This window comes from Desulfuromonas svalbardensis (genome assembly GCF_055389415.1).
In genome coordinates, this window is sequence record NZ_AP042416.1 from 2,048,489 (window position 1) to 2,072,699 (window position 24,211).

General features: G+C 47.0%; 12 protein-coding genes. 2 read left to right on the forward strand and 10 right to left on the reverse strand.

Translation table 11 applies throughout. The features are described 5' to 3' along the window. Window positions 1–28: 28 nt before the first annotated feature. The 5 genes from ACZ5KY_RS09270 to ACZ5KY_RS09290 all read right to left on the reverse strand — a co-directional run bounded on the left by ACZ5KY_RS09270 (window position 29) and on the right by ACZ5KY_RS09290 (window position 6,188). Window positions 29–2,110: a M3 family metallopeptidase gene (locus tag ACZ5KY_RS09270; RefSeq protein WP_464243615.1), complete on the reverse strand. Its 2,082-nt coding sequence runs from the start codon at window positions 2,108–2,110 to the stop codon at window positions 29–31. A 108-nt stretch (window positions 2,111–2,218) separates the two neighbouring features. After that, window positions 2,219–2,998 carry a hypothetical protein gene (locus ACZ5KY_RS09275; RefSeq protein ID WP_464243616.1) on the reverse strand — a complete coding sequence of 260 codons (780 nt, stop codon included), beginning with the start codon at window positions 2,996–2,998 and terminating at the stop codon, window positions 2,219–2,221. A 150-nt stretch (window positions 2,999–3,148) separates the two neighbouring features. After that, window positions 3,149–3,928: a hypothetical protein gene (locus tag ACZ5KY_RS09280; RefSeq protein ID WP_464243617.1), complete on the reverse strand. Its 780-nt coding sequence runs from the start codon at window positions 3,926–3,928 to the stop codon at window positions 3,149–3,151. A gap of 429 nt (window positions 3,929–4,357) precedes the next feature. After that, on the reverse strand, window positions 4,358–5,170 hold the full coding sequence (locus tag ACZ5KY_RS09285; protein WP_464243618.1) for a polysaccharide deacetylase family protein: 813 nt from the start codon (window positions 5,168–5,170) through the stop codon (window positions 4,358–4,360). Window positions 5,171–5,399: 229 nt separating this feature from the next. Next, a complete protein-coding gene (locus ACZ5KY_RS09290; RefSeq protein ID WP_464243619.1) occupies window positions 5,400–6,188 on the reverse strand; it encodes a hypothetical protein in 789 nt (262 codons plus the stop codon). 693 nt (window positions 6,189–6,881) lie between these two features. Here ACZ5KY_RS09290 and ACZ5KY_RS09295 point away from each other — a divergent pair. Then, window positions 6,882–7,286, forward strand: coding sequence for a UPF0158 family protein (locus tag ACZ5KY_RS09295; protein WP_464243620.1), 405 nt, complete (start codon window positions 6,882–6,884; stop codon window positions 7,284–7,286). Window positions 7,287–7,330: 44 nt separating this feature from the next. Here the strand turns inward: ACZ5KY_RS09295 and ACZ5KY_RS09300 are convergent, their stop codons facing one another. The 5 genes from ACZ5KY_RS09300 to ccsA form a co-directional block, all read right to left on the reverse strand. After that, entirely contained in the window at window positions 7,331–7,633 is a 303-nt protein-coding gene (locus ACZ5KY_RS09300) for a hypothetical protein (protein WP_464243621.1), read from the reverse strand. A gap of 199 nt (window positions 7,634–7,832) precedes the next feature. Further along, entirely contained in the window at window positions 7,833–8,087 is a 255-nt protein-coding gene (locus tag ACZ5KY_RS09305; protein WP_464243622.1) for a hypothetical protein, read from the reverse strand. Window positions 8,088–8,113: 26 nt separating this feature from the next. Next, entirely contained in the window at window positions 8,114–18,550 is a 10,437-nt protein-coding gene (locus ACZ5KY_RS09310; RefSeq protein WP_464243623.1) for a beta strand repeat-containing protein, read from the reverse strand. A 404-nt stretch (window positions 18,551–18,954) separates the two neighbouring features. Beyond that, window positions 18,955–19,995 (reverse strand): cytochrome c biogenesis ResB family protein, encoded by a 1,041-nt coding sequence (locus tag ACZ5KY_RS09315; RefSeq protein WP_464243624.1) that lies wholly within the window; start codon window positions 19,993–19,995, stop codon window positions 18,955–18,957. A gap of 18 nt (window positions 19,996–20,013) precedes the next feature. After that, window positions 20,014–20,811 (reverse strand): cytochrome c biogenesis protein CcsA, encoded by a 798-nt coding sequence (ccsA, locus tag ACZ5KY_RS09320; protein WP_464243625.1) that lies wholly within the window; start codon window positions 20,809–20,811, stop codon window positions 20,014–20,016. A gap of 733 nt (window positions 20,812–21,544) precedes the next feature. Between ccsA and ACZ5KY_RS09325 the strand changes: the two genes are divergently transcribed. Further along, complete coding sequence (locus ACZ5KY_RS09325) at window positions 21,545–24,175, forward strand: c-type cytochrome (RefSeq protein ID WP_464243626.1); 2,631 nt, start codon at window positions 21,545–21,547, stop codon at window positions 24,173–24,175. The last annotated feature ends 36 nt before the right edge of the window (window positions 24,176–24,211 follow it).

The following is a 24,211-nucleotide window of genomic DNA, read 5'->3' on the forward strand; positions in this document are numbered from 1 at the left end:
CGGGGTTTTTTGTGTAAAGAGTTACTATCTACAATTCATCAATTTTTTGCATGTAGGCATCGGTGTTCCAATCTCGACCTAGAAATTGGCGGACCGACTCATTCACATCTCGCGAAGCGCCAGGGGCAAAAATCTCTTGGCGTAATTTAAGCCCGATAGCTGGATCATAAAATCCATCGGCTGAGTCATTAAAAACAGAGACCAAATCTGCAACGATTGATGCTGACCACAGGTAGCCGTAAAAGCCGCTATCATAGCCCGCAACAAGGTGGGTGAAACGTGTACTAAATGCACTCCCCTCAGGATACGGCAAGTACTCATCCCTCATTATTTGTCTGTCGAGCTCCACAGTATCAATACTGTCTTCTGAGCTGAAATTGTTGTGAAGGGTGAGGTCAAACAGGCTCTTTGCAAGTTTGTACCTGATCTGTGTTGGAGAGATCGTTGGTTTTGAAATTAGATAATCTTCTATTTTTTTACGCAACACATCGGGACTGACCTTTTGATCGTTGGTTGTCATTGTCAATAAAACATCCGGATCACTGGTTGCTTGTTGCAACAATGTTGAGGGAACTTCAACAAAGTCAAGCGGTACATCAAAGCCACCCAGGTAGCCATAGCTCCCTTGATAAAGGATGAAATGGAGGAGGTGGCCAAATTCGTGAAACAAGATTTCAACATCTTCGCGTGATAGGGGGGCAAGTTGATCTGGTGTGGCTTGAGGAAAATTGCAAATAATGGCAGCGGCAGGGAGTTGGCGCGTGTTGTCGGCATAGGTGTTGCCGCGGACCAAAGTCGTGGTAGCGAACCAGCTGTACTTGTTGTCTCTGGGGTAGAGATCAAGATAAAAACTGCCTAAAACCTGACCACTTGAGCCATCTTCCACAAGGTAGTATTGGACATCTTGTTGCCAAATAGCATTCTGCTCTGGTTGTTGTTCTACTATTTGAATAGTGAATATGGTCTCGCAAAGATTAAACAGCCCGTGCAGTGAGTCTGCCATAGTAAATGTTGGGGTAAATAGTGGTTCAGCGGTTAACGTTACGCTGTCACGTAGTTGTTGATAATAGTTAATATCCCAGTTGTTAATGATCGCTTCTGGGTTGGCCGTGTGTTCTCTCTTTAGTTGTTGCAACTGATTCAACTCAGCACTAAATGGCTCTGCCGTTATGTCCGATAAATGGGTTAAAAATTCTAAGGCGTCAGCTGTCGAACCAACCATTCGAGTTGAGAGCTTAAAATCTGCATGGCTGTCAAAACCCAACAGGTTGGCATTTTTAGTGCGCAGCTGGACAATCTCTTCCAATAGTTGAGGATTGTACTCTTTACCGACCTCATGGGAGGCAGAAAAAGCTGTTTTACGGCTGGTTTCGAGTTCGGCATAGGTTGTTATCAGTATGTAGTGATTGTAGCTGTTCACTATCATCAGATAGTTACCGTCTGCATCCTGACAAAATTGTTCAAGAAATTCTTCAGGAACACCCTGCAGCTGTTCTGCGCTAAAAGAGATTGTCTGGTCGCTGGTCGAGTAAACATTGCTTTCAAACTGCCGACAGAGAAGTTTTATGCGACTATCTTGCTTGGCAAAAAGAGTTCGATCTGCATCGTTGAGCTGTGCACCATTTTGAACAAACTTTGTTTTTAATATCTTTAGTAGGGAATGTTGTTCACCAGAGATGAGAGGCGAATTTGTTGCAACCCATTCCACGGCTTGAAACAGGGCTTGGTTTTGATAAATCACTGTTCCAATGTCTTCAAACTGTAGAAGGCTATCAAGCCCAGCATCGCGTAATTCTTCTACCGGCGAGGTTAAAAATAGTATCTGGGCTATATCGATAGCATCAGAAAGGCGACACCGCAGATCATTAAGGGGAACAATAGTTGTTGAAAATGAAGGTGAAGGGTTGGATTCAATGCTTGCAATGTCCTGCGTAAGCTCGATCAGAACGGTTTCTGTTTGCTGATTAAGTTCAGCAGCAGTGTTAGGAAAGGTAAGGTTGTTAACAACCACTAGTTCTTGATTTGACTCAGGCTGAGAATGATTGCTATCACAGCCAAATAAAAATAGGCAACTCGTGAAGAATAATATCGTTGTTAATTTTTTAATCATGAATGTCATCCGTGAGGGGATCGAGATCTGTGTGACTCGATGTCCAGAAGAAGTTCTGATCGGAATCCGTTTCCGATCAGAACTTCTACTGTGGTCTGCAGGTCGTGCTTAGAAGTTCTTAAACACACCAACAGAGAAACTGGTGCGGTCATAAAAACGACTTTCAGCACGGATGCCGATCTCATATTGTGTTAGCGTTGCTTCAATGCCAGCAAAAAACATGAATGGTTGATCTTCTTCAAAATCACCAACGTCCGTTTTTTCTGAGAATGAAGTACTACCAAGGGGGGTCGTGAAGGTGTAGTCAATTTTCGCTTCTTGTTCAGCGCTGATAAATGAGGCCATTGCCCCAGTGTAACCTGTTATACGTGTTCCTGAACAGGGGGCCCAATCATTGCCTAGTTGAAATCCCGCACCATATTCCCAGTACTCTTCGGTCATTGTATATCTAGCTTCGGCATGAAAATCTTCAAAATTAAAGATCGATTTTTGTTTATATTCGATGTCGTAGGCGTAGGTCGCTTTGCCGAAAACGGTAGCATAAAAACCGTTTTTTTCGTACACAACAACATGACTACCTAAACCAAATATTGGTGCGTAGCCATCAGAATATTCAGAATCTGTTGCACCTGCTTCAAATGTGATACCCCAGTTTTTTCGTGGCGAGTATCTAAATCGGGCAATCGTCCGTTTTTCATCTTGTATGCCATCGTAGGCGGCACCTGATAGGGCATCCTTAGCGTTTACGTCCCGTTCAAAGTTCTCGCAAAATACCTCCAAAGAGTATGACGAATCCATCGTGCGCATTACGCCGATATCCATAGCAAAACTATTTGAGGCAAGACAGACGAAGAAGGTGATAACAATGAATCTGAGTGCTTTGTTCATAACGTTTGTTCTCCAATCTCTGTGTTAGTTGTTCACAGCATAAAAATTACTCAACGAATATAGAACGAAATATGGTTAACACGCTATTCTGACAGTTTTACTGCCGCACTGTTAACGAACTCTTAGCTGGCCTATTAAATTAAGCCGTGCTTAGAAGTTTTTAAACACACCAACAGAGAAACTGGTGCGATCATAAAAACGACTTTCAGCACGGATACCAATCTCATATTGTGTTAGCGTTGCTTCAATTCCAGCAAAAAATTGCACGGGATGTACCTCTTCCATCTCTATGCCGTCATCTTTTCGAGAAGCCGTTTTTGTACTGCCGTCGATGGTAAGAGTATAATCAGCTGAGGCCTCAGCTGAGCCATCTACAAAAGAGGCGATTGCTCCAGTATAGTAGGTGATGCGAGCACCTGAACAGGGTATCCAGTCTTTACCGAGTTGTACGCCAACACCGTATTCGAAGTACTCTTCACTTTGTTTGTAGCTTTCTGTTAAAATATCACCGTCAAAATTGTAGATATCGTAGTCTTTGTAGTCGATATCGAAGGCATAGGTTGCTTTGGCGAAAAGAGAGGTATAGAAACCGTTATGTTCGTAAACAACCACGTGTCCACCTAAGCCGAAGAGGGGCGCGAAGCCTTCAGAAGCTTCAGCATCTGTTGCTCCAGCATCGAGAGTCAGTGCCCAGTTTCTTTGAGGTGAAAATTTCAACCGCGCAATAATGCGGTGTTCATCTTGTGTGCCTGTGAATTTTTCTGAGGAGAATGAAATATCTTGTTCTGTATCTCTCTCAAAGCTTTCGTAAATCAGCTCCGCGCTGTACTTGCTTTGTGATTGTCCCATGACTCCTATATCCATGGCAAAAACGTTTGAACTAAGGAATACGGCTAAGATAGTTACCATTAATCCGAGTGTTTTCTTCATACGTTCATTCTCCCACTTTCAATGTCAGGTTTTTACATCATAAATAATTGTTTAACTAAATATGGCCGGCGATTCCAACATCGACCCACTTTGACCGTGATGCGTCGGAATTTGAACTGCTAATATCTCAGCAAGTTTTTGATCGAGTTCAATTAATAGTTGGTCGGTTTCTAGCTGTATATTAACTACAGATTATGGATCGCTTGATCATCGGCTGCTTTCTGTTGGCAGAGATTTAATGATAGTTATGGACTGTAATGTTATCGACCTTGCTCATTAACTAGCCGATGTGTCGCAAACGATACCAGATATGTAATGCTTATGGTAACTAAATTAATTTAGTAAGATTGAATTATTGTTTGCACGTGATTGAAAAGGGATAGGTGCTTACTGGTACTGAGATGTTTTCAGGCTAACAACAGGCTGTTGTTATAATAGTGGGATGTCAGAAAGCTGAATAAAGCGGAAGCCACGACGTTTAAGTTCAGGTATGGCATCAATCAACCCTTCAGCCGTGTCACTTTCAGGGTGATTCATGTGAAGTATCACAATATCGCCAGCGGTTGCTGACAACAGAGCTTGTTTGACCTGGTGGCGAGAATAGGTTGCTCCAGCGTCACCAAGAACAGAAAATCCCGCCACTTCAGAGCCTAATTCTTGGGTGATTTGTACGGCATACTCGTCATAGAAAGCCGTACCTGAGCGGTAAAAAAGGGGCCTTTCCCCTGTTAGTGCTTCGATCTTTTGCGCATTTAACTCAATTTCATCCACCAATGTGGCAACCGAGCTTGTCCCCGTTATACCGTAAACAGAGCGTCCATTCACCGAGGCGGGCCGGTGTTGATAACCATGATTGCCAATTTCAAAAAGAGGATTAGCACTCAAACGTTTAAACGCCGCCATGTTGGGTTCAATCCAGCGTGCATTGATAAAAAGCGTCGCCGGAATCTGTTCTTTGATCAAAAAATCGGTAATTTTTGTATCATGCTGCATTCCATGCTTGCTGCCGCAGGCGTCAAAAGTCAGGGCAATAATCTTGTCGTGCGTATCAATATGGGTTTTAACGCCCGTTACTGTTTCTCCCCACTGTTGCGGTACCACATTTTTATATGTATCAACAATTCTCTGCTTAACACCAAGATACACATCATCAACATGATTGTCAGCATGGAGAGAGCTGCTCAATGTCAGGGTAAAAAGAGCAAAGAACAAAACAGCAACAATTTTATTTTTAACAGTCACGGGTAGCCTTTATGAAAGGATCTGGAATGCAGGAGAGACGCTTTATTTATCAATTAAGGTTTGATGGTATCAAATATTGTAAGCAAGTGGTCATAAACCGCTCAACGGTTTTAATAAACATTGTAAAGGGTTCATCGTTGAACAATAAAGGTCGCATCTTTCATTGAAGAGTGCGGCCTTTGTTATTACGTGAGCGTCACTAAGAGGTAATTAGGACTGTGCTGAACTACTATTTTATAACGGGAACCACCTTAGGTTCAATGTCAATGTCTTCAGGTGCAACGGGAACCACTTCCTCAGAAATAATGGATTGAGGCTCATCGATTTGCTGTGTTTGATGTCGCTCTGATCTCTTATCGTTAGAAAATAAGGCTGAACTGAGAATCGATATTAGGGCCAGTAAAATGAGGATATGCCAAGGCTTTAGAGCTTTATGCGGACTGATTTGATTGGCTTCTGGAAAAAGAATATAGAGTGCTTGCTCGACTGATTCAACGGCATACAGAGTCAATCCTTTACTGAGTGCTTGTTGTTGCACTTTGGTCGATACTTCGAATTCATTCTCTTTTGGGTAAAAGACCAATCCACCAGCGGGTAACTGATCTGTAGCGACTTTAAGCTTCGCGTTGATCTCCTGAATCGCAGTAATGGGGCCACCCTCAGTGCTGGAAATAATTTCACCTGTGGCAGCGATTGGCAGGTTGTTGTCTCCGTAGAGGTGGGTTGCTAAAGCAATAGCAAAAGCGAGGCCACCACTCTCGCCAGTCACTCCGCGATTATTTGGTAGGCCTAGCAGGTCGTAACTGATGATTTGTGGTGACAGATGGAAGAGTTTTTCTTGTGCCCAAGTGTAGGCTGTTTCAGCACCGCGCAAGGCCGCCGGTGAAAAGCTGCGGTCACATTCGAGGGTTAAATAGGCTTCGATGGGACGGCTATTGCCCTCCGGGGTAAGGTGGGCAGAAAGTATCACCTCCGCAGCCGCACCACTTTCAAACAGCATCCATACCTTGGCAGCCATTATGCGTCGTCCTCTTCTTCAGTTAAGACAATAGTCCATGTGGTAAGGTCAATTTAAATAATTGTGCTGTGAAAATGTTGATAAAAATTACGTTTACATTAAATAATGGTCGCCAGATTGAGTCAATTAAAAAGGTGATATCGTTAATCTCGAACGAATTCGAAAATGTTTTGAAAAATCATTCACGTCAACGATAACGAGAGTGTGGCAAGACAACAACGAGACATCCCTCGTCAGCATGTTATCCATGAACTGAGTGGCATTCAGGTCTGTGGCGAGTGACATAAAGTACTCAATCTATATCAGTCGATCGTTGAAGCAGCCAGACTAAGTTTAAAATCCCGCGTGAAATCATTGCTGCGGTGATTATGGTTGAGTCGGGTGGTAACCGCACTTCCGCCGCGCCATCCAGTAGCACAAAGGGGTTGATGTAAACCATCGATGCAACCTTTCAGCAGGCACTTAACTGCCTTAAAAGAGGAGGCATTGTTATTGCAAATGTGTGTGGCTATTGCGGGAGCGTTTGGCATATGCATACAGTGGGGTAGGTCTTGAAATACAACATTCGCTTCGGCCCTTATTCTCACACAGCCTCCTCGTTTTCTTTGCCCTCTTTTTCCTCAGAAATTTTCGAAACGTGGTAGGTTTCACGCTACGGAACCAATCAGCAAAAATTCACTTAAAGGAGCCAGCATGTCCTACGATAAGATAGAAGACGCTTTTAACTACATCAGCGAAGGCCAACCAGGCGACCGCAGGGCGATGGTCCACCGGGGCACAGGGAAGGTGTTTCTTGAATCGGTTAAATCTGAGTTCGACAGGATTCCAGCCGAGTTTGAAAACGACAGCGACTATCTCCTCATCCCCAGCAGGCAGGATCTCGATCCGGGCAAGGGGCTGATACTTGAGTTTTTCAATACTCACGCTCAATCGGAGGTGCCTCAGGTAAAGGCGATCTTTTCCCGTTCCGGGGCCTTTCGCAATGTGAAGGCTTTGATGCGCAGCCTGCAACTGCTCGACTTCTGGCATCTCTACGAAGAACAGCGGATCGAAGAGCTGCTACGCAAATGGTGTCAGGATAAGGGCCTCTCCATCTGAGGGGGCAACAAGCTGGCCAGAGAATAAACCACTAGGTATCTTTACTAGATGATCGGATGATGGCGGGAATCATCACCAGTATCTTGGAAAATTGTATGTGGATCAACCCCCGCAAGCTGTGATTGTGGCAGCTTCTTTAGGTATGTATGAAAGAGTTCTTTAGCATATTCCACATCCACCATGTTGCCCGTTGTGTATGCTTTGACAAAAGATTTCTCAAGCTGTGGGTCGCATATTTTTAATTGTGTTGCCTGATCCCATAAAAGTTCAACCAACGACTTACCTTTACGTCCATCAATGGCGAATGCACTATAAAGCTTGCGTATTTTTGCCCATTTACTATTCATCGTCGTTTCCCGAGTTTTGTTGTTTTTATTAAGGATAATTGTTCGTTCTATATGGTTCATTTTCTGCTGTCGTCATGATCAGTCTAGACGGGGGAACAGTCCGGAATAGTTGGCGGTTAAGGTGATTCAAGTTGAAAAAGGGGGACAGGGCGTAAGACTGTCCCCCTTTATTCTATGTACTCAAGGTGAAAAATTGTCACTAATTATCTGAGCCAAAGGTCAGCAGTGCTTCGCCGCTTATGACACAGGCCGTGCGGCTGCCATCCAGATCATGAGTTATCTCAATTACGGTTCCCGCTTCAAGTTCTTCCAGCGTGTCACCATCCTGGACGTCAGTGCACTCACCGGCGATTAAGGTCTTCGTGGTGGGCGCGGCAACATCGCTGCTGCTGGAGCCATCACTGCAACCCGTAATCAACAGTGCGGCGCTAATCATTATTAGTAGGTATTTCATCTATTTTCTCCTGTCATAAACTAAGTCTAAAATTGCAGTGGCACTTGCAGGGTTGTGGTGATAGTCAGGCGTGGATCACCGTTGTCCGCAGTGGTGATGGTGGCGCTGGACTGGGCCGGGAAACTGTTACTGAAACCGCTGTCGGCTGTCGTCGCCAAGGTGTCGTATTGCTGTTCCAGATATCCGTTATGGATAATGGTGAAACCGGTCCATAATACCCCTTGCTCTGTAATGTCGGCGTTGGCGTAGAGCACCCTATGCTCTGTGTCGTCGGCATAGTATAAGTTGTCATACTGGTCGCCATGAACACTGACGGCGGTAAAATCGATAACCCGAACGGAACGCAACTGCAGCCAACCATCGTCGAGGACAGTGACATCGCTGCCGGGGAGTAGCGAGTTGACATGCGTTTCGACACCGCCCTGAACGACGATGCCATCAACACGACCAGCGGTGTCAACATGGCCGGTGGCGCTGACCTGGTTGCCACTAAGGGCCGTTTCAAGCATCATCAACAGCGAACCATCGGCCTGAATCACCGCGCCGCCGTTGAACCCTTCGCTGACTAGGGTCGATGTGGTTGATTCGCCATAGGTCGGATTGCGTTGAACCTGTGCCTGTAACATGCCCGTCGGTTGCAGGGTGGTGGTGATCTCCAGAGGGATGGTTACCCCGTAACTGTCCGTATAGGGGATGGTGGCCTGTAGGGTCATGACGCCAACTGCGCTGGTTTGGGCGAGGATATCCAGCCACATGCTGGCCACACCGCTTTCGCTGCCGTCGGCGGTCTGCACCTGTTGCTCGATAAAACCCTGTTCATCAATCACCGTCGATAGTTGTGATCCATCAAAGGTGTTGGTAAAAGTTATCCGTCCCTCTTCGCTATCTTGATCGACGCTTTCATAGGTAGGTAGTTGCGAACAGAGCACAACCTGTTGCTCATCGCCCTCATCATCGGCGACAGGCATGCTGTAACCTTCATCCTCCTTGAGTTGATCGAGCATGTCATCTTCATCAACGATAGCGGGCAAAGTTACAGCGGCCGCACCCTGATCGAGAGCACTGGCCAAGTTGGCGGCGGCGATCAGCTCTTGTAACGCCAGCAGGCTGTCGATGTTATCGGTTAATTCGATGGAAAGGCGATACGCGGGTAGGTTGTAAAAGTAAAGATCCTCTGTGCCGGTGAGTTGCAGCTCGGCCAGCTTCATCTCAGCGGCATCGACTTGCTCGACATAGCCTTGAATGGTCACTAGAGCATGGACCTGATCAATTAACGCCTGTAGTGCCGCTAGATCGGTCAGCGACTCCAACGCAGCAATCTCCTGCTGATAGATGTCCAAATGTTCAGCAATTGACCCATGTACGCCGGCGCTGATCAGCTCATCAATGGTCAATGGCGAAGCATCGGAACTCAGGGCATAGTTTTTGATCCGCTCCATGGCGTTGACCTGATAGATCAGCGTCTGCAATGTTGCCAGATCGGCGATCTCAGTCTGAGCACTGATGGCCTGTTTATAGGCGGAAAGGTTAGCGATATCGACCTCAACCATCCCAGCAGTTACCAGTTCTGCCACCGTCAGCAGCGAGGCATCGGATGTCGCAGCGTACTGTTGTATCTTCTCGAAGGTCATCTCTTGCAACGTTTGAACGGTGACGTCGAAGCTGTCATCAACGCTTTTACCATTGGAGGTAGCGCGTACGGTGATGGTTGCCGCGCCAAGTTGATCGGTCTTATAGCTCAGGGTCAGGGTGTCGCCGCTGATGGACGCTGTCACCAATGAAGAGTTGGAATTGGCGAAAACGGATTTAACAATCGACGCGGTACTGTCATTGGGGTTTTCGAAGGTGCTGCTGAGATTAATGGTGGTATTGCCGATATTGTCAACCACGGCCACATCAGCAATGGGACTGGCCACCACCAACGCCGCATCATTGTCGCGGTTCACAACGCTAATGGTTTGGTCCGCCAATGGATCAAATGCAGCGTCGCTTACCGTATCCTGAACGGCAACCGTTACTGTCGTAATCTTAATACCATCGATCTCATCGTCATCCACCCCCGTCACGGTAACTGTTTGCAGGCGGTTCCAGTTGGCGGCAGTAAAGGTCACCAGTGCTGGTGCTGCGATAATTTCGCTAGCATCGTGGCCGGTAATTGTCAGTACCACATTGCTGGATGGTCTCGAATCCAACACCAGTGTGAACGTGTCGGTGGTGGCTAATTCTGAGACCTCAGTCGTGCCACCAGACTCGCTGATGGTAAAACCGGCGACATCGTTATCGATTGTCGTAACCGTTACAGTTTGAGTTGCCAGAGCATCAAAATTATCATTGCTGGCGGCGTCATTAACCGCAATTGTTACGCTTGCGGTCTGATCACCGTCGACCAAATCATCATCAACGCCGATAACCGTGACGGTCTGCGGGGTGTTCCAGTTGGTTGTCGTAAACGTCAATGTGGCTTTATCTACAGTGGCTTCACCCGTGTCGTCGCTGCCGATGTTGAACACCACATTTGAAGCGGGTTGTGCGTTCAGAACTACCGTAAATGTGTCGGTGCTGGCCGATTCGGCAACCAGAGTACTGCCTGCCGTTTGAATTACGGTAAAACCGGCGACATCGTTATCTGTGGTGACGACACTGACCGTTTTATTAGCCAGAGCATCAAAAACATCATCGCTGGCGGCGTCATTAACCGCAATTGTTACGCTTGCGGTCTGATCACCGTCGACCAAATCATCATCAACGCCGATAACCGTGACGTTCTGCGGGGTGTTCCAGTTGGTTGCCGTAAACGTCAATGTGGCTTTATCTACAGTGGCTTCACCCGTGTCGTCGCTGCCGATGTTGAACACCACATTTGAAGCGGGTTGTGCGTTTAGAACTACCGTAAATGTGTCGGTGCTGGCCGATTCGGCAACCAGAGTACTGCCTGCCGTCTGAATTACGGTAAAACCGGCGACATCGTTATCTGTGGTGACGACACTGACCGTTTTATTAGCCAGAGCATCAAAAACATCATCGCTGGCGGCGTCATTAACCGCAATTGTTACGCTTGCGGTCTGATCACCGTCGACCAAATCATCATCAACGCCGATAACCGTGACGGTCTGCGGGGTGTTCCAGTTGGTTGCCGTAAACGTCAATGTGGCTTTATCTACAGTGGCTTCACCCGTGTCGTCGCTGCCGATGTTGAACACCACATTTGAAGCGGGTTGTGCGTTTAGAACTACCGTAAATGTGTCGGTGCTGGCCGATTCGGCAACCAGAGTACTGCCTGCCGTCTGAATTACGGTAAAACCGGCGACATCGTTATCTGTTGTCGTAACCGTTACTGTTTGAGTTGCCAGTGTATCAAAAACATCATCGCTGGCGGCGTCATTAACCGCAATTGTTACGCTTGCGGTCTGATCACCGTCGACCAAATCATCATCAACGCCGGTGACGGTAACGGTCTGTGGGGTGTTCCAGTTGGTTGTCGTAAACGTCAATGTGGCTTTATCTACAGTGGCTTCACCCGTGTCGTCGCTGCCGATGTTGAACACCACATTTGAAGCGGGTTGTTTGTTCAGAACTACCGTAAATGTGTCGGTGCTGGCCGATTCGGCAACCAGAGTACTGCCTGCCGTCTGAATTACGGTAAAACCGGCGACATCGTTATCTGTGGTGACGACACTGACCGTTTTATTAGCCAGAGCATCAAAAACATCATCGCTGGCGGCGTCATTAACCGCAATTGTTACGCTTGCGGTCTGATCACCGTCGACCAAATCATCATCAACGCCGATAACCGTGACGGTCTGCGGGGTGTTCCAGTTGGTTGTCGTAAACGTCAATGTGGCTTTATCTACAGTGGCTTCACCCGTGTCGTCGCTGCCGATGTTGAACACCACATTTGAAGCGGGTTGTTTGTTCAGAACTACCGTAAATGTGTCGGTGCTGGCCGATTCGGCAACCAGAGTACTGCCTGCCGTCTGAATTACGGTAAAACCGGCGACATCGTTATCTGTGGTGACGACACTGACCGTTTTATTAGCCAGAGCATCAAAAACATCATCGCTGGCGGCGTCATTAACCGCAATTGTTACGCTTGCGGTCTGATCACCGTCGACCAAATCATCATCAACTCCGGTGACGGTAACGGTCTGCGGGGTGTTCCAGTTGGTTGTCGTAAACGTCAATGTGGCTTTATCTACAGTGGCTTCACCCGTGTCGTCGCTGCCGATGTTGAACACCACATTTGAAGCGGGTTGTGTGTTTAGAACTACCGTAAATGTGTCGGTGCTGGCCGATTCGGCAACCAGAGTACTGCCTGCCGTTTGCGTTACGGTAAAACCGGCGACATCGTTATCGGTTGTCGTAACCGTTACTGTTTGAGTTGCCAGTGTATCAAAAACATCATCGCTGGCGGCGTCATTAACCGCAATTGTTACGCTTGCGGTCTGATCACCGTCGACCAAATCATCATCAACTCCGGTGACGGTAACGGTCTGCGGGGTGTTCCAGTTGGTTGTCGTAAACGTCAATGTGGCTTTATCTACAGTGGCTTCACCCGTGTCGTCGCTGCCGATGTTGAACACCACATTTGAAGCGGGTTGTGTGTTCAGAACTACCGTAAATGTGTCGGTGCTGGCCGATTCGGCAACCAGAGTACTGCCTGCCGTCTGAATTACGGTAAAACCGGCGACATCGTTATCTGTTGTCGTAACCGTTACTGTTTGAGTTGCCAGTGTATCAAAAACATCATCGCTGGCGGCGTCATTAACCGCAATTGTTACGCTTGCGGTCTGATCACCGTCGACCAAATCATCATCAACGCCGATAACCGTGACGGTCTGCGGGGTGTTCCAGTTGGTTGTCGTAAACGTCAATGTGGCTTTATCTACAGTGGCTTCACCCGTGTCGTCGCTGCCGATGTTGAACACCACATTTGAAGCGGGTTGTGTGTTCAGAACTACCGTAAATGTGTCGGTGCTGGCCGATTCGGCAACCAGAGTACTGCCTGCCGTCTGAATTACGGTAAAACCGGCGACATCGTTATCTGTTGTCGTAACCGTTACTGTTTGAGTTGCCAGTGTATCAAAAACATCATCGCTGGCGGCGTCATTAACCGCAATTGTTACGCTTGCGGTCTGATCACCGTCGACCAAATCATCATCAACGCCGATAACCGTGACGGTCTGCGGGGTGTTCCAGTTGGTTGTCGTAAACGTCAATGTGGCTTTATCTACAGTGGCTTCACCCGTGTCGTCGCTGCCGATGTTGAACACCACATTTGAAGCGGGTTGTGCGTTTAGAACTACCGTAAATGTGTCGGTGCTGGCCGATTCGGCAACCAGAGTACTGCCTGCCGTCTGAATTACGGTAAAACCGGCGACATCGTTATCTGTTGTCGTAACCGTTACTGTTTGAGTTGCCAGTGTATCAAAAACATCATCGCTGGCGGCGTCATTAACCGCAATTGTTACGCTTGCGGTCTGATCACCGTCGACCAAATCATCATCAACTCCGATAACCGTGACGGTCTGCGGGGTGTTCCAGTTGGTTGCCGTAAACGTCAATGTGGCTTTATCTACAGTGGCTTCACCCGTGTCGTCGCTGCCGATGTTGAACACCACATTTGAAGCGGGTTGTTTGTTCAGAACTACCGTAAATGTGTCGGTGCTGGCCGATTCGGCAACCAGAGTACTGCCTGCCGTCTGAATTACGGTAAAACCGGCGACATCGTTATCTGTTGTCGTAACCGTTACTGTTTGAGTTGCCAGTGTATCAAAAACATCATCGCTGGCGGCGTCATTAACCGCAATTGTTACGCTTGCGGTCTGATCACCGTCGACCAAATCATCATCAACTCCGATAACCGTGACGGTCTGCGGGGTGTTCCAGTTGGTTGCCGTAAACGTCAATGTGGCTTTATCTACAGTGGCTTCACCCGTGTCGTCGCTGCCGATGTTGAACACCACATTTGAAGCGGGTTGTGCGTTTAGAACTACCGTAAATGTGTCGGTGCTGGCCGATTCGGCAACCAGAGTACTGCCTGCCGTTTGCGTTACGGCAAAACTGGCTATATCGTCATCGGTAATCGTTGCAGTATGACTGGTTGTTGCGCCCTGGGTCGCATTGACCGGTGTGCCCATATTGATGATGATGGTTTCGTTGTCCTCGTCAAGGGCATCAGCAGCGATTGTAATTGTGATATTTGCGGTTGTTGATCCGGTGGGAATGGTTATCGGACTGGAAGAGATAGCATAGTCGGTGCCGACGGTGGCGCTACTCGCAGCGCTAACAGTGAATGGCACTGTGATATCTCGGCTACTAGCAGCTGAGAGTTGGGCAGTCAGGGTCAGGGCCCCTGATTCCCCAACACTTGATTGTGATGCCGATGTGAATGTGACCGTTGGAGTGGCATCGTTGTCATTGATTGTATAGGTATGTACCTTGTTTGTGCCCAGCGTTGCATTGGTTGGGTTTGACAGCGTTACAATGACGGTTTCATTGTTCTCATCCAACGTGTCATCAACAATACTTGCAATGGTGATGTTGCCATTGGTCTCACCGGCAGCAATGGTTAATGTACCGTTTGCCAGAGTGTAATCGGTTCCGCTTCCCGCTGCGGTACCTGTTACCGTATAGTCAACGGTAACAGTTGAACTACTTATTGCCGAAAGCTCAACCTGTAAATCAGCACCGATAAGGGCTTCCGTGTTGTTTGAATTTGTTGTGTTGAAGGCAATAGATGGAACACCCGTTGTGAAACTCACTTGCGAAGCATAACTTGTACCTACAGAATTGGTTGCATAAGCCCTGACATAGTAGGTTGTTCCAGGAGTTAAGCCGGTAATGTTAGAGGTAGAAGCCCCAGTTGACGAAGCGGCCCCTAGCTTTGTGTTACTGTCTGCTGTCGTCGGAGACCCAGTGGTATTCCAGCAAACGCCATGTTGGGTAGGGTTGGGATAGCCGAGATCTGTAATATTTCCATTGCCTGTGGCTGTTGTGGTTGAAATGGAAGATACAGCTTGAGTCGTTATAGTTGCCGGATAGTTAAGATCATAGGTGAAACCGGTATTTGTGTATGAAGACGGCGGATTGTCTACAGCATCCTGATACTCCAACTTAACACTGTAGATGGCACCTTCTACAAGAGCATCATTGGCATCACTGCTTACACTTGTGACATTGCCATTCGAGGATAGATCCGATCCATTAAGTGTAGCTATATGCTGAGCAGCCGTTTCAAATCCGGCAGCAAAAGTGAGTATATGTGGTGAATTCGGGTCGGCAGCTCCACCTGTACGGGTAAAAGTCATCTTGGCAGTCCCAGGGCTTGCCGGCTCTGGTAGGGTAAAGTCAACGGCCAGGGAAGCATTGTCGCTTGAACTGGTTGCTGGCGATGCCAGTGTGGGCTGCTTAGTTATGTTGTCATAGTGAAAACTGGTAGATGTTATCGAGGCAGCTGCATTCAGGATTTCATCCTGATACTCCAGCCTAACAGAGTAGATGGCGCCATCAACAAGGGTATCATTGCCATCAGTATTTACACTGGCGACATTGGCATCCGAAGATAGATCCGATCCATTAAGTGTCGCTATGTGCTGAGCAGCTGTTTCAAACCCAGCAGCAAAAGTAAGTATATGTGGTGCATTCGGGTCAGCAGTTCCACCTGTACGGGTAAAAGTCATCTTGGCAGTCCCAGGGCTTGCCGCCTCTGGTAGGGTAAAGTCGATTGCCAGCGAAGCATTGTCGCTTGAGCCTGTTGCTGGCGATAACAGCGTGGGCAGCTGAGTTATATTCTCATAGTGAAAACTGGTAGATGTTATCGACGCAGCTGCACTCAGGACTTCATCCTGATACTCCAGTTTAACAGAGTAGGTGGCGCCATCAACAAGGGCATCATTGCCGTCAGTGTTTACACTTTCGACATTGGCATTTGAAGACAGATCTGTGCCATCTAGTGTGGTTGTATGCTGATCAGCTGATTCAAATCCGGTAGCAAAGGTGAGTATATGTGGTGAATTCGCGTCGGCAGTGCCTCCTGTTCGGCTAAAGGTCATTTTAAGCGTACCGGGGCTTGCAGCTTCGGGAAGGGTGAAATCAACATTCAGGTCACTGTTATCTGTTGATGAACTAGCTGGTAACGCCAGTGAGGCGGTTTGAGTATGAGTTGTTACAACAAAGGAAAATGTCTGATTGGTCAGCTCATTACTGTTGTTATCGGAAACTTTAAAGATAAAACTGTCACTGTCAGTATTTGTGCCATCGTGAACATAGCTCATATTGCCGGCAGTAAGATCGGCCTGTGTAAAAGTGTCATTCTGCTCCAGAGTGGTGCCAGATTTTTTCAAGGCACCATTCAAAGTATTGGTGGTTATTGTAAAAACCAATGTTGCGTCATCATCATCGACATCAGCAGCACTTAAGTGGGAGGCTGCACTAATGGAAGCGGTTGCTCCCTCATTGATGTTGAGAGCATTGTTTGTAGTGATGGTCGGCGCGTCATTGTCAAGACTGGTAACACTGATTGTACGGCTAACTGTATCAGCAACACTATTTGCATCAAAAGCGGCAATGACTATTAATCGGTTGCCAGTCCCTGGATTGTCAGAAGTATTTCTGTAGCGTAGGGACTGAAACACCTCCTGCACAATGGCATTGCTCGCATTAGAAATAAAAAAAATACCCAGTTGGGCTGCTCCTGTCACAACTCCTCCATTGTGACTTAAATTACCGATGTCGGTGCCATTTGCAAATATATCGGATCCACTAATGGTTATTGTTATTCCATCACCATCTGTATCACTAATACTGATTTCGTCAGCAGCCTCATCATTTGCTTGGATTTCGAGAGCGATTTGTCCGCCATTCCAATCGGTATCCCCGTCGACATCATAAACCGTTGCTGTTGGATCAATTTGAATGGCTGCATTATCTTCGGTGTAGGCTAAAGTAGAGCCGTTTATCGAAATGGAGGGCGCATCATTGGCAGCAATCACTGTTACGGTTGAGGCCACAGCAAGCGCGGCGGTATCATCTCCGCTATTCGCCGTTCCACCACTATCAGTTAAACTGGTAAGGGTCACCACCCTGTTTGATGTGTTTGGCGTATTGCTATTGTTCTGGTAGGAAATAGTATTGATAAGGGTCTGCAAGGAAGAAGTACTTAGCGTTCCTCCACTTAGGCTGATAGTTGCAGTCGTACCAACAACCGAAACACTATAACTAAGCGAATTGGATGCAGTGGTATCAGAAGTTCCATGTGTAAGAACAATAGCTGTACCGTCTACATTAAGAATTTCACTGGAGCCATTGTTCACATTGGTAATCGTAATTGTAAGAGCAGAGAGGGTCTGTCCACTTTCAATTGTAGAAGCGAAAGCGCTATTAAATACAACGGCTGCACTGCCATCCTCAGTAAATGTAGGGTTGGTTCCCGTTGCAGTTAATGTAGGCTCATCATTTACGGCAGCTATGTCAAAACTAACTGATGCCGCACTGGAAGACACAGTTCCGTCGTTGGTGGCAAATGAAATTGTAGCAGCATTGGTGCCACTTAGATTGGCTGTGGGTGTAAAAGTTGCTGCATCCAGAGCTGTATTAATTTCAGCCAATGTGCCTGCTGCTGTATAACTTGCCGAACCGTTACCGCTACCACCAAAGGTAATGCCTGAAGTTCCGATAACAAGCGTTCCTCCAGTTATCGTAAATGTAAGAGTCTGATCGTCTCCATCAGAATCCGCTACATCAATGTCATTGTTCAAAGCAACATTTGTGTCATCTTCAGTTACGCTTGGAGCACTTGGTGCTGTAGGTGTTGGGGTAGCGTTGGCGGGAGCTAAGGTGTAAGTAAGGTCATCGAAATCAACGACTATTTCAGGCCCTTCAAAGCGAAGTTCATCTACGCCGACAAAATCAAGGGTTTTGCTGTCCCTAAAATCGGCTGCAACGTTAACTGATTGCCCCGTGGTGATATTGTTATTGTAGCCGGTAACGGTGAAGGCCTGACCCACAGATGACATCCATAGGCTTGAGGTGTCAAAAACACTGCTATCTGTTTTTGTAATTTTAAATACAGTGATCAGAGCACCAAAGTCACCTGCAGCTGAGATCGCAGCTGACCCCACATTTCCCCATGTCTGAGTATAGAGTATATCCGTACTTGCTACAGCACCACTCACTGTAATTATCTGATATGTAAATCCGTTGAAATTAAATGGTGTGGTTCCGTTTGCCAGAACTTCACCCTCTGATGAACCTGCACCATCATAATTTTCAGTGGTTGCCCCCATGGCAAAAGTATGATTGCCAGAGATAAACAGAAAGCTGATGACCAGAAGGCAGAGCATTGCCAGCTTGTTCAGGCTGCTATAGAACTTTGAATGTATTTTTAATTGTTTAAAGGGGGTGGCACTGCTTCGACGTGAGGGAAACGTGGAGGTGTTGTTTGTTGTTGTTTTTATTCGATTCATCTTGGTGTCCCTTTTAGCAATGAGATTAAACATATAGTTGCTGGTTTTTCCCGTCATTAATATATACCGCTGTGTACGTGTTTTTGGTTGTGGTCTTTTGTTCTCTGTTTATTAACTTTTTGTTCTGAACTAGAGAAATGTGTGGATCTTAATTATCGAAGACGGTGAAGGTGTGACTAATTAGTAAACATACAATAATGGCAGAAGACAAACAAGTCGAAAGCTCTCATTCGGGGGGGATGGTCCTGGGGAGTTATCTTTGATCGTGAGTCATATATAACGTTGTTACCGTAGTGGACGAACGTACTGCAGTTCCATGGATGAAGGGGACTATCCCATTTTTGTTGCCTATGTAGATTGAAACCGCGCTTTAAATTTCTTAAGCAGCAAATGTGCTTACCTGGCTATTGCAAATGTGTGACGCTATTGCGGGAGCGTTTGGCATAAAAAGAGCGTAGGCTGATCAAAACACCTAACACCATCGCGATGCCGCCTGCCGCAGCCAAAGGAGCGCCGGGATCGCGATTGATGGTTAGTTGACTGTAGTTTTTGTACAGTGGCGTTAAGCGTTGGGGGGCAAAACCGGCGGCTAGTAACGGTTGTGGTGCTCCCTGTTTCATAATATACCAAATATTTTTTTTCTCTTTTGTTGAGTCACTTAATTCCAGTAAAAAAGCAGGATTTCGTAATGGCGTATTGGCCGCTGTATCTCTTCCTATTTGCTGAATATCGGGATGAAATTCCAGAACATTTAAGCGTGATCCTGATGGCAGAACATGTGTGCTCCCTTTTTTAAGTTCAACGTGCTGTTGGTTGAGGGAACAACGAAAGCCAATCGCCTGTTGGCTGTACGATCCTGGCAGTATGATGAGGTCACCATGGGTTAACGGATGATTGAAGCGAACGGTTGTTGTTTTTAACTCTTGATCCCCTTTGAGCAGTGTTACGTTGCTCAGCATATCAACGGGGCGGCCCGAGGGGGCAAGTTGCGGCTGAAAACTGTTCAGGCGCAAAAAGTAACCACTCTGTGAGGGTAGGGCGATCACTTCACCTTCTGCAATACTGTTATTGCTGCTGCGCATGCCGTAAATACTTCCCCAGCCGTACGCGATGACCACGAGTATAAAACCGATATGGATGAGATATTCCCCCCCCTTTTTCCAACGACTCTTTAGGTGACCGAGCCAATCAATAAAACAGCATAGGGTATTCAAGCATAATAGTCCGATGAGTACGCTGCACAGGGGAATCCATACGCTATAGGAGTTGGCGTGAGGCATGTACCCGTGCCACCATTCTAGTAGGGGTTTGCTGTCCATTGTATTAAACAGCCGTGGGTTGTTCATTATTTGTGTTGAACCGAAAATAGCGATAAAGGTTGTTGCACTGGTGAGGATAATGGTGACCTTGGCAGAGCAGCAGATTTTCCATAATTGACGAAACATTTTTGTTTCCTGACGGTATTATGCGAGAGGATGGCTACTTTTCATCAGCAGGCCAATCCCTAAGTAGGTAAAGAGCACCAGAGCAAACCCTAAAATAGAGAGCCATGCATAGCCGGTCCCTTGCCAAGGGCGGATAAATTTAGCGTGGCACATGCCAGCAAAATATAACCAGATCAATGCTGACCATAGTGCTTTAATATTCCAAGAAAAATAATATCCCCAAGCGACATAAGCCCAGTAACTACCGAGAAGCATGCTGAGAGTAAAGAAGCAAAAACCAAGGAAAATAGCTTCTTCGTTGAGCTGTTTTAGCAGGTTGCTCGATGGCAGTGGTAGGGCCGATGTTTTGCGCTGAATGAGATAGAGTACCGCCAAAGAGAAGGCCATGGCAAACAGGGCATAGCCGAGAAAAGAAAAGACGATATGCAGCGTGAACAGCGGCGTATCAAGCATTGGAATCAGCGCGGGGGGGCTTGGGTCTCGTGGCAGGGCGATGTACAGAAGGAGTAGGTTAAGCACCATGACAAACAGGCCTGCGGAGGCGAGGCGGTAGCGCAGTTCAAAATACACGTAGGTTGCGGCGAGAGCCCAACTAAAGAAAAAGAGGGTTGAGAATAGATTCGTAACCGGTAAGTAGCCAGCGGCAAACCAACGTAACCCGAGACTGAGGCTTTGGAAGCCAAACGCAAGAAGTACCGTGCCGAGGGCTAGCTGATGTAGCCTTGGCCAGCGTAGGCATGCGTGTGCTATATACAGTGAAACGCTAATGCAATACAGAGCAAAGCATCCATTGAGAAGAAGTGCGTTAATATCCATCTGTTGCTTCCTTCGAACGATGAGGCATTATTTCTTTGTGGGGCAGGGTTTTATTCTGTCCGTGGCAAGTGGGAAACTTCTAGATAATTTATAAACCTGTAAAGAGAGTTTTACAATGTAATTTCATAACCTTGGTTTATCTGAACCCCTGCTGCGTGAGTCATATATATCGTTGTTGGATCGCAGTAATATATAGACAAGGGCAGAACCCGTAGGTTCTGCCTTTTTTGTGAAAAATATGATCTAGATACAGCCGTAACAATACCCGTCATAATGTGACATTTTCATCAGAAATCGACCCTTCTTGAGTTGTACAAAATGATCGGCTATGTGAAATATTGTTAGTTGATGGTTACCGTACAAGGTGTGCAAAATGACAACAAGGACTGTGTTTAAAAAGCGATGTGGCTACAGTAATGTGTCTAGTTTAAGTATTTCGTCCTAATAGTCTTATTTATCCCCCTGGCAATTTCATCACAAAATCGAACTTAACTCCCAGTAATTACAACCTCAATCGGTAATAAATAAAAAACGACCTAATTTCAATGGATTACAATTAATTCACTAGAAGATGGCCGATAAAAAGTGGCCCTTGAATTGCATAGATACTATATAGCGATGGCCTTAATGAATTGCGTTGGGTCGTTAATGTGTTTTATCGCGTGAGCATAAATTCGGCAATATGACCGATAAAAAAGTTGGTCGAAAAGACCTTTGAGCAAAAGGAGTATCTATGCGAGAAAAAAGAATTATTTTAGGATTAATCTGTCTCTTACTTTCCATGCTAATGACGGCATGTGGTGGTGACGGTGGCGGATCTAGCAGTACAACAGCGCCGGCTGATGATTCAGGAAGTTTTACCGGCACTGCAGTTGATCCATATATTGTCGGTGCCGTGTTTGAAGAGGTTGCAGCCGATGGTGTGACTGTTTTGCAACGAGAATCAACCCCTTCAAATAATCAGGGTCAATTCACCTTTTCTAAATCCATTACCCCAGGCTCTACCATTTCCATGAAAATCGGTCGTAAAGGACTTCATCAAGGAACTCCTTATCAAGGGATGTTGCGCCGAGTTGTTGTTTCTGACGCCGATGGTTTAATTATTTCACCACTGACGACGATTCTTGCTAATGGTGTTTCTGAGCAAGAATTGCTTCAGGTTTTAAGTGATGCAGGGATCACTGGTTTGACTGCCAACAATCTGTATGCTGATCCCGTTGCACCGCTAATGGGGCAATCTTCGCAGGTTACCGACCAGAAACTTAAACTTCTGCACGCCAACATGGCGATCAACAATCTGATGGAAGCGCATAATGATTTTGGACTGGACAGTGCTGATTTAAATAGTCAGGGAATCTCATCCCTTCTTGATGAATTGGTGGCTGTCAATCAGGACCTCTTTAACGAAACTTACTTTAACCAGTTGGCACACGATGCAACCATGATGGGCGGCAATGACCAACCGTTGTTATTCGATGATGTCATTAAACCGATGGTTAGCGCCGTTCAGACCATTGTCGCCTTGATTAAGGAACAGCCCTCACTCGATAACATTGATCCAACGATTATTGATAACGCGGTTGCTGGAGCACAAACAAACCTTGATACGGCTGCAATGACTGAATATGAGCACCGTGTCGATGTGGTGCCACCTGTTACCGTTGATGGAGCCGTCGTGTTTGCCGCCAACTGCGCAAGTTGTCACACTGTCAATAGCAGTGGTGAAATGGACTTGAGCAATGATGGTTCGTTGGCCAATACTAAAATCACTCAGGGGCATATGGGGATCAATCTGGCTAGCAATGAATTGCAAGCGTTGGTCAGTTATGTCGATAGCGTAGTACCGACTGACCCAACCCCCGATCCAACACCTGTTCCAGATCCAACTCCGGCTGATGGCCAAGCATTGTATGATAATCAGTGCGCAGGGTGCCATAGCTTAGGAGATTACGATACTCAGGGATCACCGGATCTATCTGGTAGCGGATCAATTCTTACGGCAAAAATAAATGCCGGTCATCGTGGCGTTGTACTGACCAGCGATGAAGTTTCAGCTGTGACGGTGTGGGTTGTTAACAATACCGTCACCGTACCAACTCCTGATCCAACTCCAACACCCGATCCTACGCCTGATCCTGTTCCAGTACCCGATGGGACCGCTCTGTATGAGAGTGAGTGCCAAGCGTGTCATGGTCAGATGAACAATAACGATATTGTTGATCGCAGTGATGTGGCCATTCAAGAGGCGATTGATCTGAATAGCGGCGGCATGGGTTCCTTGGTGTTAACAGCCGAGGAGATCACCGCCATAGCTGATTCTCTCCCTGTTGCGCCGACACCTGATCCCGTACCAGTACCTGACCCAGATCCAATTCCACTGACTGGCCAAGAACTATTTGATGCCAATTGCGCCAGTTGTCACAGCTTAGGTGATTACGATACCAGTGGCTTTGCCGGCGATATCGGTGGCAACGGTGCCGGAATTACCCTTAAAATTGATGCCGGTCATCAAGGCCTCAGCTTCACCACCACTGAACTGGCAGCGCTCGTAGATTGGGCCAATGCTAACGTCGCAACTCCGCCGGTTCCTGATCCAATTCCAACACCTGAACCGACACCTGTTAGCGGTCAAACTGTGTACGATGACAACTGTGCCGCGTGCCATAGCGTCAACGGTTACGATGCCGATGGTTTTGCAACAGATTTGGCTAGCCGCAGCACCATCATTGGGCCTAAGCTTACCGCAGGCCATCAAGGCATCACTCTTAGCAGTGAAGAGGAAACCGAACTCGGTATCTTTGTCGATCAGTATGAAGCGGTGGCAACAGGGCCAGATTATAGTGATTGCACGGCCTGTCATGATCAACCTCCTACAACGGGTTCACACGTGGTTCACAATGCATTGGCCGGTGTCGATTGCAGCTCTTGTCATGCCGGTGCCGAACACAATGGTCAACTTGAGTTAGCGTTTGCCAGCAGCTATAATGCTAAAAATAGTTTTGCCAGCGACAACGGTGATGGCACCTGTTCGAATATTAGCTGTCATGGTGGTCAGACTACTCCAGACTGGGATAGTGGCAGCCTAGTGGTGGATACGCAGTGCCAATCTTGCCATAGCTCTGGTACGGGAGAGTTCAATAGTTACGATTCTGGTAAGCACGACAAGCATGTCAGAGATAAAGGCTACAACTGTAACGCTTGCCACAGTACGAGCAAACTGAGTCCCGGTCACTTTGCCGACTTAGCCACTGCCAGTTTCGGCACCGATCCAGCGACAACCGTTGGTGGTAGTTCGACAGCGACAGGCAGTTACAATGGCCAGACATGTTCAAGTATCCAATGTCACGGTTCTGAGAACTGGTAGTTCACTAAATATCTATTCTTGCCACAACGGGGAGGG

What these genes read in the sequence shown, in the direction of transcription:
- ACZ5KY_RS09270 (WP_464243615.1), bottom strand. Translation starts at nt 2,110, where the DNA reads ATGATTAAAAAATTAACAACGATATTATTCTTCACGAGTTGCCTATTT.
- ACZ5KY_RS09275 (WP_464243616.1), bottom strand. Translation starts at nt 2,998, where the DNA reads ATGAACAAAGCACTCAGATTCATTGTTATCACCTTCTTCGTCTGTCTT.
- ACZ5KY_RS09280 (WP_464243617.1), bottom strand. Translation starts at nt 3,928, where the DNA reads ATGAAGAAAACACTCGGATTAATGGTAACTATCTTAGCCGTATTCCTT.
- ACZ5KY_RS09290 (WP_464243619.1), bottom strand. Translation starts at nt 6,188, where the DNA reads ATGGCTGCCAAGGTATGGATGCTGTTTGAAAGTGGTGCGGCTGCGGAG.
- ACZ5KY_RS09295 (WP_464243620.1), top strand. Translation starts at nt 6,882, where the DNA reads ATGTCCTACGATAAGATAGAAGACGCTTTTAACTACATCAGCGAAGGC.
- ACZ5KY_RS09300 (WP_464243621.1), bottom strand. Translation starts at nt 7,633, where the DNA reads ATGAATAGTAAATGGGCAAAAATACGCAAGCTTTATAGTGCATTCGCC.
- ACZ5KY_RS09305 (WP_464243622.1), bottom strand. Translation starts at nt 8,087, where the DNA reads ATGAAATACCTACTAATAATGATTAGCGCCGCACTGTTGATTACGGGT.
- ACZ5KY_RS09310 (WP_464243623.1), bottom strand. Translation starts at nt 18,550, where the DNA reads ATGAATCGAATAAAAACAACAACAAACAACACCTCCACGTTTCCCTCA.
- ACZ5KY_RS09315 (WP_464243624.1), bottom strand. Translation starts at nt 19,995, where the DNA reads ATGTTTCGTCAATTATGGAAAATCTGCTGCTCTGCCAAGGTCACCATT.
- ccsA (WP_464243625.1), bottom strand. Translation starts at nt 20,811, where the DNA reads ATGGATATTAACGCACTTCTTCTCAATGGATGCTTTGCTCTGTATTGC.
- ACZ5KY_RS09325 (WP_464243626.1), top strand. Translation starts at nt 21,545, where the DNA reads ATGCGAGAAAAAAGAATTATTTTAGGATTAATCTGTCTCTTACTTTCC.